Genomic DNA, 18,909 nt, shown 5'->3' with positions numbered 1-18,909 from the left:
AACTCAAGAGTAACACTGATGAACATTACCGGTTAAGCGTTTTTGCTGGCTAGTTAATTAAACTAAGTAACTCATGCACTGTTTTTACTGGGGTAATTTTAGCACCCAACCCTTCCATGGATTTATGATAATTACGAAATGGAATAAATATTTCAGTAAAACCATGTTGTGCTGCTTCTTTAACGCGCGGTACACCACTATCAATTGGGCGTACATCGCCGTTCAAGCTAAGTTCCCCCATAATACACGTGCTACGAGGTACAACAAATTCATTTAAACTACTAAGTAATGCGGTAACTAACGCCAAATCAATACAGGTTTCTGATTCATCAATTCTTAAACCACCTACTATATTGAAAAACGTATCGTGAAATATTTTAGTTTTAGTGTGCTTGCGCAATATACCGGTCAGCATTTTTATACGATTCATATTTAAACCAACGCAAACACGCTGCGGAAATTCCGCCTCAGTTTCGGTGGTTAAACATTGAATTTCGAGTAATAAATTACGATTTCCTTTACGAATACAAGTAATTGTAGACCCAGGTGAATCGGTGGTTGAACCCGATAAAAATATTTCGCTTGGGTTATCAACACTTAACATACCGCGTTCGCACATTTTAAAAATGCCCACAGTATCAATATCACCAAAGCGATTTTTATTGGCTCGCAAAGTACGAATTTGCCCATCGTTGGTGTCAATATGTAAAAGCGCATCCACTATATGCACCAAGGTCTGCGGGCCAGCTATTTCGTTATTCTTATTTACATGAGCAATAATGAACATGGTGACATCATTTTGCTTACAATATTGAGTCAATGCTTGTGCGGCACTCTTTACTTGCGAAGGCGAGCCTGGGCTACCATTAGCGGTATCGGTTACAACAGCTTGAATAGAGTCGATTACAGCAAACTTAATTTTATTCTTCTCAAGCTCATCAATAATTGTTTCAACGCTTGTTTCTGAAAGTAAATAAAGCTCGTCCGGGTTGTAGTTTAACTTTAAACGGTTAACCCTGTTTTTAAACTGTGATAAAGACTCCTCTGCCGTACAGTAAAGTGATGGCATACGCTGTGACATCCTAGCCACTAAATCAGACAGCAATGTAGTTTTACCAGCGCCAGGGTCGCCAGAGATTATATTAACCGACCCAGTTGTGACACCACCGCTTAGCACACGATCGAGTTCGCCGATTTCAGTTAGCTGTTTTTCAGCCTCTGTTGTAGTAATGTCATTAATTTTTTTAGAGCCGCCACCAATACCACCAGCATAACCGCCTACACTTGCTCGCACTGCCGCTTTTTTACTGTGCCCTGCTGAAGGTTTAAATTCTGCTAATGTGTTCCATGCACCGCAGCGGCATTGACCTTGCCAACGTTGGTAGTTCATGCCACATTCAGTACAAACAAACTCTACTTTTGCCGCTTTTGCCATTAATAACCTTACCTACTATTCTTTAATTTTTAAAATACTTACTATTAAATGATTATCTTGCCATTCCACGCTTTTTCTCAGCAACGATTTTTACCTGTGAAAAACCTAGCATCACAATCATTAAATACAATTCTGTTTTTATTCCCTGTAATTTAGGGCATACTTTTTGCTTTGAAATAATTTAAAGTAACTTGCCAACAAAATGGCATTTAACACATAATAACAAGAGCTAAACTGTAGTTACTCAAATAACCGTACCTATATTAATAACATAGAATGGTTTAACGTTTATTTTTTTTAATAAATAGACTCAACAGTATACCTACTTTTTCAATTAGACGGTGATGGTTTTATAAATGGCTGATGACATAATGCTCAAACACGAAGACCTCGTGAATGAGCTAAAACAATATTTAGGTAACACCAAGTTTGACATGATTTTCAAATCAAAAACGGCAGAGCTTACAAAGCCTGAACAATTTTTGATGAAAATGGAGATGTCACGCTTATCTCAGCCTGTTGCCCGATTTGTTGATTTACGCGGTTTAGTTACCGGACATGTAAAGCCCTATGAACACAATGGCAAACAGCACTTTATGGATGATACTGCCATTGAGGTTTTTGAAAAAGCTTTAGAACAACATGGTGAGTACACGTTAGCCGTTTACGAAGCAGTAATGAATACTGAGAATAATCATCGTGTGTTACAAAAAAAGGCTATAGAAAAGGCTGAATTACCAGAACTAGATGACTCGTTAGATACCGATGTCATTAAATTTGCCTCTTATGAGAGTCGCCGTGAAGAGCGGATGAACTACTCAATAAAAGTCACTATTACCTACGATGACAAGAAAAACATTGCGGCAAGTACCTCTGACATTTCTCTTAGTGGCTGTAAAGTAAAGCTCGTTACCCGCCATATTTTAAAGAAAGGTCAACTCATCGCAATGCGTTTAGTCGGGCTTGAGCAAGACTTTGAGCTAGGCTTAAAAAACGGTATTCAATACGAAGTAGTGGCTGTGGAAAATATATCTCGTGAATACAACCACATTCGTTTAAAGCGTACTTATGTAGAAAATAATGAAGCATTTGATCGCTTTTTAAAGAGCTTTATTCATGGCAATAAACGCCGTTATAAAGTCAACCTTGATAACACTCTTGATGCTGTCGTTTCAAAAGGCTATGAGCAATATTACATTCCGCGAGTAACTTCTTTATATGTATTTTTAAGCAAAAAAGATGATCACTATTACCCAAGCTTGAGCTTAACAACAGAAAATAATATTTTTATTCAGCGCTATTTTACTGACGAAAGAGCAACCCCTTGCTTGTACAATGTACTCAATCACCAGCGTATAACCCAATTGCTAACGCAAACAACGGCCGTTAAAGAAGATTATCTATATACTTTTACGCATGTATCCTCAGGTAAAATTTACTATTATTCTGCAACACGTAGTGAACTTGAAAAAACGCCTGAGTTGAGCAGTTTATTTTTAAGTTTTGGCAGTCAAAAAGAAAGTTGGCAATGTTTTAAACTTCAAATCATGCCTACTCACCCAGACGATTCGTACATTCCACTTTCTTTACCTAATAGTGCTGGTGAAAACATTGAAAAGCTTAATAAGCCGCCTTCGCCTCGCGTTGAAGGGCTAGTAAAAGATGTAAAGTACATTGTTGTTTTAACAAGTATTGGTAATGCTGTAGAACAAGAGCAGTATAAAAAATTAAATTATGATAAAGCACTTGTTAATCAGCTTAAACATTTTGGTCATGCTAAACATCAAACACCACCTTATTTAGATATTGTTGCACTTGAATATGTAAATTTACGTTCGCATAAGCGCTATCTATATAAAACAGCAGCAAAAGTAACCTTAGGTGATATTACCTTTAGTGGCTACACGCGTGACTTTTCTGTAATGGGCTTACAACTTGAGTGCGAGCAACCCATCACCTTTAAAAAAGGTGACATTATTTTATTATCATTTCCTGACTTGCAAAAAATAACTAAAAAGCACCAACTTAGTGAATTAAAATATGAAGTAATGGCAATTGGTAAATCGTTTACTACCATTAACTTAAAAGCAAGTCGGGTATCTGACTTCCCTCATGCTGGCGTTACCTTTTTCACTCAGTTAATTGAAAACAACAAAGACAAACTTAAAGTATCTGAAGAAGCACCTAAAGTGGAAGGCTTATCTACCGCGCTTAGAAATATGGTTACAAAAAGCGTATGTCAATTTCCATTATACTTACATAAAGAAGCAGCTCATTTTAAAACGGGAGCCATTGGTTTTGGTTTATACGCTAGCCCGTTACATGTAATTTTACAAAACTTTGGGCTGCTGAGTAATAAAACAGACTTATCTAGTATATTGACCGATGAGCAAATAATTAATGTAATTTCGCCGCATATTAAAGATAGAAGCCGCCAAGATCCTCCTCTGGCATTTACAATCGCTATTAACTTTGATCCCCGCAAAGGAGATATCAAAGAGGCTATTACAAGCCAATGTGTACTAGGTGAAGACTACAGCGGCTTTGAGAAACAAATTAGCCAAGGTATTAAATCGGATCTAATTTTTGTGATGCGTTTATATTTATCACGTACGGGACGTCCTGATACCGATTACTTATCTAACGAATTAAAATATGTAAGCCAATACGCTATGCATAAAGCAAAAGATTTGGAAAAAGCATTATGGTCTGTAGCAGGCGTAGGTGACGTAGTAGATATTACTGAAGAAGCGCTTAGCCACCTAGACCTCAATCAACAACAAATTGAGCAAATGGGACGTCGTAAACTTATTTGGTTAAACCGCTTACGTTAACCGGTTTAACCTAATCTATTTAAAAAGTAGGCTCTTCTCCTAACGGAATAGCCAACATATACAACAATTGCAATAATGATCCTTGGCAAATAGCAGCTTGTGCCTGCTCAACTACTTTAGGTTTACCATGTACGGCAACACCTAGGCCTGCTTTAGCCATCATGACTAAATCATTTGCACCATCACCGATAGCAACCGTTTGTATTTTTTCAAGTCCTAGCTTTTGTTGAAGCATCTCTAAAACAACCGCTTTTTGCTGTGCATCGACAATTGTACCCAGTACTTTACCCGTTAGTTTATCGCCTTCAAATTCAAGTACATTAGCATGAACTTCATCTAAATGAATAAGCGCTTGTACACGTTCTGCAAACGGTACAAAACCACCTGATGCGATAGCTAAGTACCAGTTATGTTGTTTTAAAATTTGGCAAAGCACTTTAATACCTGGCATGAGTGGTAATGTATTTTTAAGCTCTTCAATCAAGCTTTTTTCAATACCAGCCAGTTTAGCGACACGTTGATTTAAGCTTTCGCTAAAGTCGAGTTTACCTGCCATCGCGAGTGCTGTAACCGACGCTACTTCGTCATACACATTGGCCAAACGCGCTATTTCATCAATACATTCAATGGTAATCGCCGTTGAGTCCATATCCATAACCAACAAACCAGGCTCATAAAGGTTAGGAGGTGTGGCTACTTGTACTAACTGGCAATCAAGCGTACTTGAAAACGTTTGAAGCTCTAACGGGTTTATAGCTTGCTCTGCATTTTGCGTATAAAAGCACAGTGCGGGGGCTAGCCCTAAATCAGGTTGATACTGGCATATAGCTGTAACTATTTGGTTATGCTTAGCTAAAAAATCAATAATGCTAGTCACATGGCTTGTGTTAAAGTCACCTGCAAATGCGATACTAAATAATCCCAGCTGTTTATTTGGAACATTATTAAGCGGTAAAAAAGTACAATCCTGATAACTAAACCATTGATTTAAAGTTAACATTGATAATGATTGATCAGTATTAAGCTGTGCCATGCTCGTTTGCGCCATGAGATCTCCGTATTTATTTTTATTTTCCTGATATAAACTAATTGATGTAGGTATTATTAGCGCTAAATTCGCCATCAGGTGAGGTTTAAGGTTATAGTGCTAGTTGTAACATCAAATCAAAATCCTGTCAGCAGCATATACGGTGACTATGAAAAATAACCATCTTAAAAATCCTATATCGGCTTCTCAAAGAAAGCGGCTTGTGCGCCTGCTACTTGCGGCTGCCTGTTTTGTGTTGCTAAGTTGGGTTGCTGTCAGTAGCAGTTTCCAAAGCCACCAACTGCTTTATAATAGTGCCGATAGCACTGCAAAAAGTTTAACTAAGTTTATGGCTTTGAATGTAAAAACACCTTTAATCGAAAAAAACAAACCACAGCTAAATACAATTTGTAACGATATAAGCAAAGATGAATTTGTACTTTCGGCCACTATTTACGATCAACAAGGTATTTTAATAGCCAGTAGCGATAACTGGCAATCGCATCATATTTTTGGCCAACTTCCTGATTCAACACCAGGTATTAGCAAATTAAAAACCCCCTTTGTAGAGCCTGTGATAAGTGATGATGATCGTCCACTTGGGTTTGTGTCAGTTACGTATTTAACACGAGCAGCAATTGCCGACAGTCATAATCATTTTCATGATTTAGGTCGCCAAGTACTTTTAATGCTAGTGATTGCCTGCATTTTCACGTGGCAATTAGGGCGAGGCTTAAAACGTTGGCAGGTTAATCGCTACATGCAAAAAACATCTGAGCAAGAATCATAAAGCAGCTTAGCAAGCGTCTCTCTCTTACTGTGTGGCTTTAAATCACACAATGCATTAAACACATCGGGTATATGCAATGGCGTGTTAACTTCACCTTGATAGCCGCTTAAGGGCATTGAGGGAGAATCTGTTTCTAGCACTAAATTCTCTGGCTCGATAGCAGCAATAACGGCGCGTGTTTTAACTGCGCGCTCATAGGTAATAACACCGCCTACTCCTAGCTTAAAGCCCTGTTTGATATAGTACTGCGCTTGTTGGATTGAACCTGAAAATGCATGAATCACTCCCCCATTTTTTGGCTTACAACGTTTAAACGATTGCGCAATTAAATCATGGCTTTGCCTATGATGCACAATGAGCGGCAAGTTAAGCTCGTTTGATAGCTCTATTTGCTGTTCAAATAAATAAGTTTGTTTGGATAGGTTTTCAATACTTCTATCAAGCCCACACTCACCAATGGCCACCAGCTGATGCGTATTTGTAGTTGCAAACTCAAATAACGCTTCAATGTGAGATTCTTCATGTTGCTCTAAAAAATAAGGGTGTAGCCCTGCCGCTATTTTTATACTTGGATAGGTTGCTTTGAGCTCTATGAGGGCATGCGATTGAGCAAGGGTAATGCCTGGCACAATAAACTGATTAACTCCCTTTGCTAGACACTCTCTTATGAGAGATTCACGATTTGAATCAAACTCACTAAAATCGAGATGGCAATGAGAGTCAATAAATTGCACAGTTACTTACTCATCTATTGATTAAGGATTTAAGCGCGTAATTTGCCAGCTATTATCTGCTTGGCGCTGATATATAAAGCGGTCATGCAAACGATGCGCTCCACCTTGCCAAAACTCAATTTTAGTGGGCACTACACAATATCCGCCCCAAAAATCGGGAAGTGGAATTTCACCTTTAGCAAACTTGTTTTTCATATTGGCAAAGGTTTCCATTAGTACTTTACGTGATGACACAGGACGACTTTGCGCTGATGCCCAGGCGGCTAATTGGCTTTCTTTAGGACGAGATAAAAAGTACTTTGCCACAGCAGAAGTTGGTAATGGTTTAGCCTCGCCATAAACAATAACTTGGCGCTCCATGTGATGCCACGGAAAGTGCAGCGATATTTTGTTATTACCTTTAAGCTCTTGCGCTTTACGCGAACCTGTATTGGTAAAAAACACAAAGCCGTTATCATCAAAATGCTTTAAAAGCACTATACGCTGTGAAGGCTGACCGGTTTCATCAACAGTTGCTACAACCATCGCTGTTGGATCGGGTAATTGGCTTGCTACAGCATGCTCAAGCCATGTTTCAAACTGCTTGAATGGGTCATCTTGCAAGTTATCTTCGCTTAACGCGTCTTGCAGGTATTCACGGCGGATATCTTCGAGTTTCATAACAAATCCTTTAAATAAAGCCTTAGAAAAGAGCTTAGAGTAGCGAGCTTAAAACATTAGATGTTGAGCAGTAACAAATATTAAGATTCAGGTGTATCGATAGCAATAAACATAGAGTCTCAGGTGTATCGTTGGGTTTCGTTTCACTCAACCCAACCTACACAGCTCAGATATCTGCAAGTGTAGGAGTGCTAGCAAGGCGGTAAAACTATTTATGCCAAGGAGCATACGGTTTGTATGTGACTTAGGCTAAATAGTTTTACCAACGCAGCTAAAGCGAACTACACGCAGCAGATTACATTTGCTCCATAACTTCAATACCTAGCAAATCCAATCCCGTTTCTAGTGTTTTAGAAACCAAATTACACAGCACTAAACGGCTATCGCGCACGCTTGGCTCTACGCCTTCTTTAAGTACTGGGCAGGCTTCGTAAAATGTCATGTATAAGCTTGCAAGCTCATATAAGTAACCACATAGTACGTGCGGTGTTGCTTCGTTGATCATTAAATCAAGGACTTCTTCAAGCTGTAGTAGCTTAAGTGCTAGTGCTTTTTCTTGAGGCTCAACAATTACAACATCTGAATTTAATGTAGTTGCATCAACGCCTGATTTACGGAAAATACTGCGTATACGTGTATAAGCATATTGTAAGTAAGGAGCGGTTGCACCTTCAAAGCTTAGCATGCTGTCCCAGTTAAAAATGTAATCGCTGGTGCGATGCTTAGAAAGATCGGCGTATTTAACTGCACCAATACCTACTTTACGGGCAATCTCGCTGCGATCGCTATCACTTAAATCAGACTCACGTTCAGCTAGTTTTGCGGCTGCACGGTTAATTGACTCTTCTAATAAATCAGCAAGTTTTACTGTGCCGCCAGTACGTGTTTTAAATGGTTTATTATCGGCGCCCATCATGGTGCCAAACGGGCAAAACTCGTAGCTTGTTTCGTCTCGTAATAAACCAGCTTTACGCGCTGTTAGCTCTACTTGGTTAAAGTGTAGATTTTGACGTGCATCTACAAAAATTAAGATACGATCGGCACCTAATTTATTTGAACGGTAGTCACATGCAGCTAAATCTGTTGTTGCATATAAAAAACCACCGCCAGATTTTTGTACGATAAACGCTGATGGCTCGCCATCTTTATTAGCAAGTTCATCTAAAAACACCACTTGCGCGCCTTGCGACTCAACGGCAATATTTTTATCTTTAAGTAGGCTAATAATATCGTTAAGCTCTGCGTTGTATGCGCTTTCAGCCATAATATCGGCTTGAGTAAGCGTTACATTTAAACGCTTGTATACTTCTTCAGAGTGTTTAACTGAGGTGGCTATAAATAGTTTCCAAAGCTTTTCACAGTGCGTATCGCCGCCTTGTAGTTTAACAACATAGTCACGTGCTTTATCTGCAAAGCCTTCTTCATCGTCAAAACGTTTTTTAGCATCGCGATAAAAGGTTTCTAAATCAGCAAGTGCTACAGAATCTAAATCAACACCTTGGCTAATTTGATCTTCTAAATGCGCGATTAACATACCAAATTGCGTGCCCCAATCACCCATGTGATTTTGACGTACAACCGTATCGCCTCTAAATTCAAGCGCACGCACAATTGAGTCACCAATAATGGTTGAACGTAAATGGCCTACGTGCATTTCTTTAGCAAGGTTTGGTGATGAATAATCAACAACCACTTTTTGTGGCTTAGCATGCTCATTTACAGCAAGCTTTGCATCACTGTTAGCGGCTTGTACGCTTTGCGCTAAAAACTCAGGCTTTAAATGAATATTAATAAAACCTGGGCCTGCAATTTCAGTCTTTTGAGCAATATCGCTTACATCAAGGTTATCTATAATTTTTTGCGCAAGCTCACGTGGGTTGCTTTTCATTTTTTTAGCCGCGCCCATGGCTGCATTAATTTGGTAATCACCAAATTGTGGACGTGTGCTTTGCGTTACTGCTGGGTTTGTATCTTCAGGTAAGCCTGCACCAACCATAGCTGCAACGGCTTTTTCGATTAAAATAGTACGAATATTCATATTTTTTACCTTTGTAAGCCCGACAAAGCAGGCTTTCAGTTAACTGTAGTCAGTCGATTCTAGTTTTCGCGTGTATGGCTAAACGTTACTTCAGGGTAGCGCTCTACCGATAAGTTAAGATTTACACGGCTAGGCGCAATGTAAGTTAAGTTATCACCGCCATCGAGTGCTAAATTACTTTCGCACTTGCGCTTAAAGTCTTCAAACTTTTTCACATCATCGCTACTTACCCAACGCGCTGTATTTACGTTTACACCTTCGTAAATAGCATCTACGTTATATTCGGCTTTTAAGCGCGCTACAACTACATCAAACTGAAGTACACCTACCGCGCCCACAATTAAATCGTTGTTTATAAGCGGTCTAAATACTTGCACAGCACCTTCTTCAGAAAGCTGCACTAAGCCTTTTAATAATTGCTTTTGCTTAAGCGGATCGCGAAGACGAATACGGCGGAATAATTCAGGCGCAAAGTTAGGGATACCACTAAATTTAAGTTTTTCGCCTTGCGTGAATGTATCACCAATTTGAATAGTTCCGTGGTTATGCAAACCAATAATGTCGCCGGCGTAAGCGTCAGCTGCGCGCTCGCGGTCGCCCGCCATAAAGGTTACCGCATCAGAAATGCTCACTTGCTTGCCAATTCGCACGTGATTCATTTTCATGCCTTGGCTGTACTTACCCGATACAATACGCATAAATGCAATACGGTCACGGTGCTTTGGATCCATGTTGGCCTGAATTTTAAATACAAAACCAGTAAAGTTTTCTTCAGTTGCAACAATAAGTCTGTCTTCTGTTTCGCGTGGTAATGGCGTTGGCGCCCATTTAGTTAAACCATCTAACACGTGGTCAACACCAAAGTTACCAAGTGCTGTACCGTAATAAACTGGCGAAAGCTCACCGGCTAAAAACAGATCTAAATCAAATTCGTTTGATGCGCCAATAACAAGCTCAAGCTCATCGCGTAATTGCGCAGCTAAATCTTCACCAATGGCAATATCAAGCTCTGGGTTATCAAGACCTTTAATGGTACGAACTTCTTGAATTTTATGACCCTGACCTGTTTTGTATAAAACAGCTTCGTCATTATGAATGTGGTAAACACCTTTGAACTCTTTACCACAGCCAATTGGCCAAGTGATGGGGGCACAGGCAATATTTAGCTCTGTTTCAACTTCGTCCAGCACTTCCATTGGGTCGCGAATATCACGATCACATTTGTTCATAAAGGTAACAATAGGTGTGGTACGCAGGCGTGTAACTTCCATTAACTTGCGGGTACGGTCTTCTACACCTTTTGCTGCATCAATAACCATTAAACACGAATCTACCGCTGTTAATGTGCGGTAAGTATCTTCAGAGAAGTCTTCGTGCCCTGGAGTATCAAGTAAGTTAACAAGTGCGTTGTTATATGGAAACTGCATTACAGAGGTAGTAACAGATATACCACGCTCTTTTTCCATTTCCATCCAGTCAGACTTAGCATGTTGGTTAGAACCACGGCCTTTTACAGTACCAGCTCGTTGAATAGCTTGTCCGAATAACAATACTTTTTCGGTGATGGTTGTTTTACCAGCATCTGGGTGAGAGATGATAGCAAAGGTTCGTCGTTTATTAATTTCGCTAAGGAGATTTTGATCTGCCATTAAAAAGTTCTTTTAGTTTGTATACGGATATTATCCACTTTAAGTATGCTGAGCTTTCAAGGCTTAAATAATAACAATTGCATTAAATTAGTGATCTATTATAGCGATAAGTAAATAGTGTAATAACAAGGCGAAAATTATCACATAGAGTTGTTCTCTATGAATAATTTTTTAACCTAGTTAGTGAGCTATTCAATACGCTAGAATGATCATATTTTTAATAAAATTGGTATAAAGCAACCTCGAAAGCTCAACACACCATCAGAAAAGCCCTAAATTGGCTCTTCACATGCGATCCGTTATGTTAATCGTAATTGAAGACTATTTTCGCTGATCTTGGCCTTATAAACAATCAATGGTTAGTTATTAACTGATCTTTTTATTAAAGGCCGTTGAGTTCTAAAATAAAATGCAAAGCTCGCCTCCCCATCCCCTTATTATTTTACGTAAGTTTCTTTGGTTGGTTACAGAAATTAGCCATCAAGACACCTACAGGCTTGTGTAATATAGCGGTTACGCATATTATTGATAAATTGCATGGAGGATAAGTAGTTTGGTCATGAAAACCAGTAAGTTAAGCATTCGATTATTATGGTATATAACGCCGCTTGTTATATTGCCTCTATTATTTTTAGGGGGCTTCACGCTCACGAATGTAACTAACTCCACTCAAAAACAAGCCGATCTAATAATGAGTCGTTTTGTTGAGCAACAACAACAAAAAGTATTTAACTATATAGACTCTTTTCATTCAACTACAAAGCTGCTCTCGACTTCTCCCGTACTGAGTGACTTTTTAGCAAATGATGTACGAGCTAATGGCAGTTATACACGCCAACTAGGTGCCTTAATGGATGTATTTGCCAGTTATAGCGAAGCCTATCCAGATATAGTTAGTATTAATTTAGTCTCTGCAAGCGGAAAAAGCGACGCTTATTATTCAAACAACCTGACTACAGCCCCTAAAAGCTATCCCTTTTTAAATAAAGTACTGCAAAGTAATTTAAGCCAGCAACAGTTCATGGATCAAAAATCAGACGGAACAACCAGTTTGTATTTTATTCAGCGAATTTATAGTGTTGACTACTATTTAAAACGCCCTCAACAGTTAGGCTTTATCGTTGTCCATGTTGAGCCTTCAATACTCAATACCAGTATTTTAGAGGCGCCTTATAACAATACACTTAATTTACTACTCACCAAAGATGGTAAAATTTTATTTAGTTCCGATTACAGTATGCGCGGCCAATACATTAGCGAATACGAACTAAACCGAATACATGATTTAGCTGATATTGGCACCTTGTCGACTATCGAACTATCAAGTATAGATAAAATAGAGCGCATGATTTTTGCGGTACAAATGAGTGGCGGTTATTATTATGTTTCTACTATTCCTAAAGCTGTACTTTATCAATCTGGTAAGGCTATTAGTTTAATAACAGGCTTAATTGTTCTTATTTCTGTGATCACCCTGCCTATATTAATTTTTGTGGTTGTGCGTAACTTACTACTCAACCCTATCGAGTTATTAGGTGCAGCAAGCCACCGCGTTGGGGATGGTGATTTATCGGTGAATTTACCTGCGCATACAAATGATGAAGTAGGCATTTTATTTAACGATTTTAATCACATGGTTAACCAGATAAGACACTACCAACAACAGCTGGAAGATTATAAACATCACTTAGAAGATAAAGTAGAAAGCCGTACCAAAGCACTTGAAGCAATGAACAGCCAACTAGAGCTGGCGATTGCTCAAGCTGAACAAGCGAATCAACTTAAAAGTCGTTTTTTAGCAAATATGAGTCACGAAATACGTACACCGCTCACTGCTATTATGGGCTTTACAGAACAATTACTACACAACGATAAAATAGCGAACGATAAACAGCACCTCAGTACTATTTTACGAAATTCAAAACACTTGCTAGAACTAATCAATAACATTTTGGACTTATCTAAAATTGAGGCCGAAAAGCTTGCAGTAGATCAAGCGCCTATCAATGTAGTACAGCTCGTACATGATATTGAATCTATTATTGAACCCTTAGCAAAAGAGAAACAGCTTACTTTAAATATAAACTATGAATTACCACTGCCTCGTACCATATACAGTGATATTACGCGTTTAAAACAAATATTAATTAACGTTGCGAATAATGCAGTTAAATTTACAGAGCAAGGCAGCGTTTCTATTTGCGTACACTTTCATCAAAAAAGAAAAATGCTTGAATTTGTTGTCACAGACACCGGCATCGGCATGTCTGAAAATCAAATAAAGCGTGTATTTAAACCATTTGAGCAAGCTGATGCAACGACTACCCGTCGATTTGGCGGTACAGGGCTTGGTTTATGTATTTCCAAAAACTTGGCGCAACTACTCGGTGGTGATGTAGTACTAAAAAGTGAAATAGGTAAAGGAAGTAAGTTTTCTATTAGCGTGTCGTGTCATTTAACAGGCAGAAAACCCGCACTACAATTACTTACAGATAAAAGCCAATTAACGCCAGAAAGAGATCCACTACTATCGTTTGCAACCAACCACTTTGATGCCAATATTTTAGTGGCTGAAGACAACCCTGATAATCAACTACTAATAAAACTGCTTCTGCAAACGTGGGGCCTAGAACCCGATATAGCAAGTAATGGCGCACAAGCAGTAGAAATGGCGCTAGTTAACGACTATCAGTTAATTATTATGGATATGCAAATGCCGGTTATGGGCGGGTTAGAAGCAACTAAAATGCTACGCCACGCTGCGTACGACGGCCCTATCATCGCATTAACCGCAAACGTAATGAACCATGATATAGGCACTTATTTGGAGGCTGGTTGTGATAAAGCACTTGGTAAGCCGATTGATAAAGACGCATTAGAAAACGTACTAGTGAGTTATTTACACCTTGAAAAAGATAACCAAAATAAATGGGATAACTTATTAAAAAGTGAAAAATTCCAACAAATTGCAGACAACTACTTAGCTAATTTGCCGACTTACTTAGATGAAGTAAAAACATATCAACGTTCTGATGACTGGGAAGCACTACGAAATGTTGCCCACAGTATTAAAGGAAGTGCTGGGTGCTTTAACTTTGACGATATTTATCACAGCGCAGGCGCACTCGAAGATTCATTAAAAAGTGATAACAAAATAGTTCGCGATGATCTTATAGCCGACTTAATTACCGCTATTGAAAACTCTATAAATAATAAGCAAGTATAAACAACACATGCTCGCTGTTATTGGAAACCTAAACTTAATGCCATCCCCATTAAAATGGCATCTTCAAAGCCATTTTTAGCTGGGTTGTCGCTTGGGTAGTAGTTTTTACGCACTGACATTTCTATAAAGCCAGCGTACTCATACAGCGCAATTGCTCGCGTGTTAGATTCGCGTACCTCTAAAAATAAGTTTTCAGCGTTTTGTTGCTCACCGTATTCAATAAACTGAGCTAACAACTGCTTAGCAATGCCCTTGCCTTGATAACTTGGTGTTACGCAAATATCCATAAGCGTAAAATCAGGACCTGCTTTTTCACCAATATAAAAACCAACCATAGTCTCATTTTCAAACGCGGCTACATTAAAATAGCGCCCACCTAAACACGAACTCATTGTATTTAACGTCCACGGATGGCTATGGCATGCTGTTTCTATTGCCATTAATTGAGGTATTGCGGTTTCGTCTACTGGTTTAAAGTTTATCAAGGTGTTCACTCATTAAAGCCCATAAAGCGCGCTTATCGGCCGTGCTGAGCTGTGGTTTTGTAAGTACTAGCTGATTGTCATTTAATTGCATCTCAGCGCTTTGTACAACGCTGTTAATAGCAATTGGTAATGCTGCACGTCTAATATCTGCAAATAATTGTTCACAAAGCACTATAGGCTCAAGTACATTGTTTTTTGGTGCAGTATCAGGTGCATGACTACTTGCCGCAACACTATCTATTAAAAGATTATCTGCAGGAGGGCTATCCGCTGGAAATTTATCGGCTGGTTTAAAGTGTTTATTTAATTCGAGGTTTTCAATACCAAAAACAGCTGCGTACCGTGAATGCATAACGACTCGATGAAATTAGTAAGTAAGGTAATATAAGAATTAATAAATACGATGTAAAGAAGAAATGGCAGGGGCGGAGAGACTCGAACTCCCAACCATCGGTTTTGGAGACCGCTGTTCTACCAATTGGAACTACGCCCCTGCAATGACGACGAATTATAGAGAAGTTTCGCCAAAGGTAAAGAGAAAAATCACACTTTTAGTTCAACTGCTTTTTAAATAAACAAAACGGCGAATTAGCATGCTAATCCGCCGTTTTTAATCACTTTATTTTATCTGACTAAAACTAAAATTAATTATTCCCATTCGATAGTTGCAGGTGGTTTACCTGAAATATCGTAAACAACACGAGAAATACCATCAATTTCGTTAATGATACGGTTTGAAACCAAACCTAAGAACTCATACGGTAAATGTGACCAGCGCGCTGTCATAAAGTCGATTGTTTCCACACAACGAAGTGATACAACCCAATCGTACTTACGTGCATCGCCCATAACCCCTACCGATTTAACCGGTAAGAATACAGTAAACGCTTGGCTTACTTTATGGTAAAGCTCTGCTTTGTGTAGCTCTTCGATGAAAATCGCATCGGCGCGGCGTAATAAATCACAGTATTCTTTTTTAATCTCGCCAAGTACACGCACACCTAAACCTGGTCCAGGGAAAGGGTGACGGTAAAGCATGTCGTACGGTAAACCTAGTTCTAGGCCAATTTTACGTACTTCATCTTTGAATAATTCACGTAATGGCTCAACAAGGCCCATTTTCATGTCATCTGGTAATCCGCCCACATTGTGGTGAGATTTAATAACATGCGCTTTACCAGTTGCAGATGCCGCTGATTCAATTACATCAGGATAAATTGTACCTTGCGCTAACCATTTTGCATTTTTAAGCTTTTTGGCTTGCTCATCAAATACATTAATAAACGTATGACCAATGGCTTTACGTTTATCTTCTGGGTCTGACTTACCCGCTAGATCATTTAAAAACTGCTCTTCAGCTTCAACTTTAACAATATTTAAGCCAAATTTATTACCAAACATGTCCATTACTTGTTGGCCTTCGTTTAAACGAAGTAACCCATTATCAACAAATACACATGTTAACCTTTCGCCAATTGCACGGTGAATAAGCATAGCCACAACCGATGAATCAACACCACCAGATAAGCCTAGAATAACTTCGTCATCGCCAACTGTTTCTTTAATACGCTCGATAGCATCATCGATAATTTTTGCAGCAGTCCATAATTTTTCACAGCCACAAATATCAATAGCAAAACGTTCTAATAAGCGCTGACCTTGATGTGTATGTGTTACTTCTGGGTGAAACTGTACGCCGTAGAAACGTTTTTCTTCGTTAGACATTGCAGCATGTGGACAAGTAGATGTTTTAGCTGTTGTTGCAAAACCAGCTGGAATATCCATTACTTTGTCGCCATGGCTCATCCATACGTCGAGTATGCCGTTGCCGCCATCGGTAATGCTGTCTTCAATTGCATCAAATAATGCACAGCTGCCTACTTTTTCTACTTGTGCGTAACCAAACTCTTTTTTATCAGAGCTGTGTACACTTCCGCCAAGTTGAGCTGCCATTGTTTGCATACCGTAGCAAATACCTAGCACAGGCACGCCTGCATTAAATACATACTCAGGAGCGCGCGGGCTGTTTTCAAGTGTTGTTGATTCTGGGCCACCAGAAAGAATGATACCTTGTGGGTTAAACTCGCGGATTTGCTCTTCAGTCACATCCCATGCCCACAGTTCACAGTAAACACCAATTTCGCGTATACGGCGCGCGATTAGTTGAGTGTATTGTGAACCAAAGTCTAAAATGAGAATTCGTGAATCGTGAATATCTTTGCTCATGGAGTATCTCGTAAAGTAGATGCTAATGCTAAATGCCGTTTTGAATACCAATTTTATTAAACATTACTAATTCTTGCAGGCTAAATAACTCTCTAACCACGTTAAAAACTTCTTATTTAGAAGAAACTAAAAGTCGAAGTTTTTGCCTCGTTATTGAGCCATTTATCTGTCGCAATAATTGACCACTTTATTAATGCAATTGGTATTTATATAAACGACTAAAAAGAGGGCTTGCAAAGCAAGCCCAGTATATTAAATTAATTACGCTGCTTAACCTAAGCGGTAATTTGGTGCTTCTTTAGTGATTTGCACATCATGAACGTGCGACTCACCCATACCTGCTGAAGTAACACGTACAAATTGTGGTTTTGTATTTAGCTCTTCAATTGTTGCACAACCCGTTAAGCCCATAGCGCTTCGTAGGCCGCCCACTTGCTGATGAATAATTGTTGCAATAGGGCCTTTGTAAGCTACGCGACCTTCAATACCTTCAGGTACTAACTTGTCTGCTTCGTTTGATTTTTGGAAGTAACGATCTGATGAACCTTCTTTTTGATCCATCGCGCCCAATGAGCCCATACCACGGTAAGATTTGTAATAACGGCCTTGGTACAATTCAACTTCACCTGGTGCTTCTTCAGTACCAGCAAGAAGAGAACCCACCATTACACACGATGCACCAGCAACAAGTGCTTTAACAATATCACCAGAAAAACGAATGCCGCCATCAGCAATAACAGGAATGTCGCGACCTTTTAAGCCTTCAACAGCATCTGAAATAGCTGTAATTTGTGGAACGCCACAACCGGTAACAATACGTGTAGTACAGATAGAACCTGGGCCGATACCTACTTTAACTGCATCCGCTCCCGCATCAGCTAGTGCAATCGCACCTTCTGCTGTTGCAATGTTACCTGCAATAATTTGTAAGTCTGGGTACTCTTTACGCGTTTTAGTTACACGGTCAATAACACCTTGAGAGTGACCATGTGATGTATCGATAAGTAAAACATCAATACCCGCTTCAACTAATGCAGCAATACGCTCATCAGTACCCGCGCCAACACTTACAGCAGCACCTACACGTAAACGACCTTGGTCGTCTTTACATGCGTCAGGTTTGTCTTGGGCTTTTTGGTAATCTTTTACTGTGATCATGCCTTTGAGTTTAAATTCATCATCAACAACAAGGATTTTTTCAATGCGGTGTTCGTGCATTAAGCCTAAAATTTCTTCGCGTGCTGCGCCTTCTTTAACGGTAACAAGCTTTTCTTTTTTAGTCATAACGGTAGAAACAGGCTGTTCAAGCTTAGTTTCAAAACGCATATCACGGCTAGTAACAATGCCTACAAGTACATTATTGCTGTCGGTAACCGGAAAGCCTGAAAAACCTTTTTCGTGCGAAAGCTCAACTGCATCAGCAATTGTTAAATCGGCAGTCACCGTTACAGGGTAAGAAACAATACCTGCTTCGTAGGTTTTAACTTTACGTACGTTTTTCGCTTGTTCTTCGATAGTCATGTTTTTATGAATAAAACCAAGACCACCCTCTTGCGCAAGGGCAATAGCTAAACGAGCTTCTGTAACAGTATCCATAGATGCTGAAATAAGCGGCAAGTTAAGTTTGATACCACGCGTTAAGCGAGTTGAAATGTTTGCCGTGTGTGGCAAAACAGTAGAATGACCAGGTACTAAAAGTACGTCATCAAAGGTAAGAGCTTCTTTAGCGATTCTAAGCATTTTGGCAACTTCTCACATGTGGAACTACGATAAGGAATTGCGGCCAAATTTTAACAGCGTTGTTG

Annotated in this window: 13 protein-coding genes and 1 tRNA gene; 3 read left to right on the top strand and 11 right to left on the bottom strand. The window is 39.3% G+C overall.

Translation table 11 applies throughout. The features are described 5' to 3' along the window. Nucleotides 1-49 precede the first annotated feature (49 nt). A complete protein-coding gene (radA, locus tag D172_RS04490) occupies nt 50-1,435 on the bottom strand; it encodes a DNA repair protein RadA (protein ID WP_007377806.1) in 1,386 nt (461 codons plus the stop codon). Nucleotides 1,436-1,791: 356 nt separating this feature from the next. Here radA and D172_RS04485 point away from each other — a divergent pair, with 356 nt between their 5' ends. After that, nucleotides 1,792-4,269: a PilZ domain-containing protein gene (locus tag D172_RS04485; RefSeq protein ID WP_007377807.1), complete on the top strand. Its 2,478-nt coding sequence runs from the start codon at nt 1,792-1,794 to the stop codon at nt 4,267-4,269. 19 nt (nt 4,270-4,288) lie between these two features. On the opposite strand, the gene serB is transcribed toward D172_RS04485, so the two are convergent. Further along, nucleotides 4,289-5,317, bottom strand: a complete 1,029-nt coding sequence (gene serB, locus D172_RS04480) for a phosphoserine phosphatase SerB (RefSeq protein ID WP_007377808.1) — start codon at nt 5,315-5,317, stop codon at nt 4,289-4,291. A 148-nt stretch (nt 5,318-5,465) separates the two neighbouring features. Between serB and D172_RS04475 the strand changes: the two genes are divergently transcribed. Next, nucleotides 5,466-6,086 carry an AhpA/YtjB family protein gene (locus tag D172_RS04475; protein WP_007377809.1) on the top strand — a complete coding sequence of 207 codons (621 nt, stop codon included), beginning with the start codon at nt 5,466-5,468 and terminating at the stop codon, nt 6,084-6,086. Here D172_RS04475 and D172_RS04470 read toward each other — a convergent pair. From D172_RS04470 to prfC, 4 genes are all read right to left on the bottom strand, one after another. Further along, complete coding sequence (locus tag D172_RS04470; protein WP_033023766.1) at nt 6,053-6,820, bottom strand: TatD family hydrolase; 768 nt, start codon at nt 6,818-6,820, stop codon at nt 6,053-6,055. The two genes, D172_RS04475 and D172_RS04470, sit on opposite strands and share 34 nt — an antisense overlap. A gap of 21 nt (nt 6,821-6,841) precedes the next feature. Continuing rightward, the gene (gene pdxH / locus D172_RS04465; RefSeq protein ID WP_007377811.1) at nt 6,842-7,480 is read right to left on the bottom strand and encodes a pyridoxamine 5'-phosphate oxidase; all 639 of its coding nucleotides are present in this window, start codon (nt 7,478-7,480) and stop codon (nt 6,842-6,844) included. A 295-nt stretch (nt 7,481-7,775) separates the two neighbouring features. Continuing rightward, nucleotides 7,776-9,518 (bottom strand): arginine--tRNA ligase, encoded by a 1,743-nt coding sequence (gene argS / locus D172_RS04460; protein ID WP_007377812.1) that lies wholly within the window; start codon nt 9,516-9,518, stop codon nt 7,776-7,778. Nucleotides 9,519-9,577: 59 nt separating this feature from the next. Beyond that, a complete protein-coding gene (gene prfC, locus D172_RS04455) occupies nt 9,578-11,167 on the bottom strand; it encodes a peptide chain release factor 3 (RefSeq protein WP_007377813.1) in 1,590 nt (529 codons plus the stop codon). 559 nt (nt 11,168-11,726) lie between these two features. Here prfC and D172_RS04450 point away from each other — a divergent pair. Beyond that, the gene (locus D172_RS04450; RefSeq protein ID WP_007377814.1) at nt 11,727-14,393 is read left to right on the top strand and encodes a hybrid sensor histidine kinase/response regulator; all 2,667 of its coding nucleotides are present in this window, start codon (nt 11,727-11,729) and stop codon (nt 14,391-14,393) included. Between the two features lie 17 nt (nt 14,394-14,410). Here D172_RS04450 and rimI read toward each other — a convergent pair whose 3' ends face one another. From rimI to guaB, 5 genes are all read right to left on the bottom strand, one after another. Next, a complete protein-coding gene (gene rimI, locus D172_RS04445) occupies nt 14,411-14,878 on the bottom strand; it encodes a ribosomal protein S18-alanine N-acetyltransferase (RefSeq protein ID WP_007377815.1) in 468 nt (155 codons plus the stop codon). Further along, nucleotides 14,865-15,230, bottom strand: a complete 366-nt coding sequence (locus D172_RS04440; protein ID WP_007377816.1) for a hypothetical protein — start codon at nt 15,228-15,230, stop codon at nt 14,865-14,867. Before D172_RS04440 ends, rimI begins: the two co-directional genes overlap by 14 nt. A 65-nt stretch (nt 15,231-15,295) precedes the next feature. Next, a tRNA-Trp gene (locus tag D172_RS04435) sits at nt 15,296-15,372 on the bottom strand. A 154-nt stretch (nt 15,373-15,526) separates the two neighbouring features. Next, on the bottom strand, nt 15,527-17,104 hold the full coding sequence (gene guaA, locus D172_RS04430) for a glutamine-hydrolyzing GMP synthase (RefSeq protein WP_007377817.1): 1,578 nt from the start codon (nt 17,102-17,104) through the stop codon (nt 15,527-15,529). 270 nt (nt 17,105-17,374) lie between these two features. After that, entirely contained in the window at nt 17,375-18,844 is a 1,470-nt protein-coding gene (gene guaB, locus D172_RS04425) for an IMP dehydrogenase (RefSeq protein ID WP_007377818.1), read from the bottom strand. Between the last annotated feature and the right edge of the window lie 65 nt (nt 18,845-18,909).

The sequence above is a fragment of the Pseudoalteromonas sp. Bsw20308 genome (assembly GCF_000310105.2).
Taxonomy (GTDB): domain Bacteria; phylum Pseudomonadota; class Gammaproteobacteria; order Enterobacterales; family Alteromonadaceae; genus Pseudoalteromonas; species Pseudoalteromonas fuliginea.
This window is presented reverse-complemented; position numbering and strand designations above follow the sequence as displayed.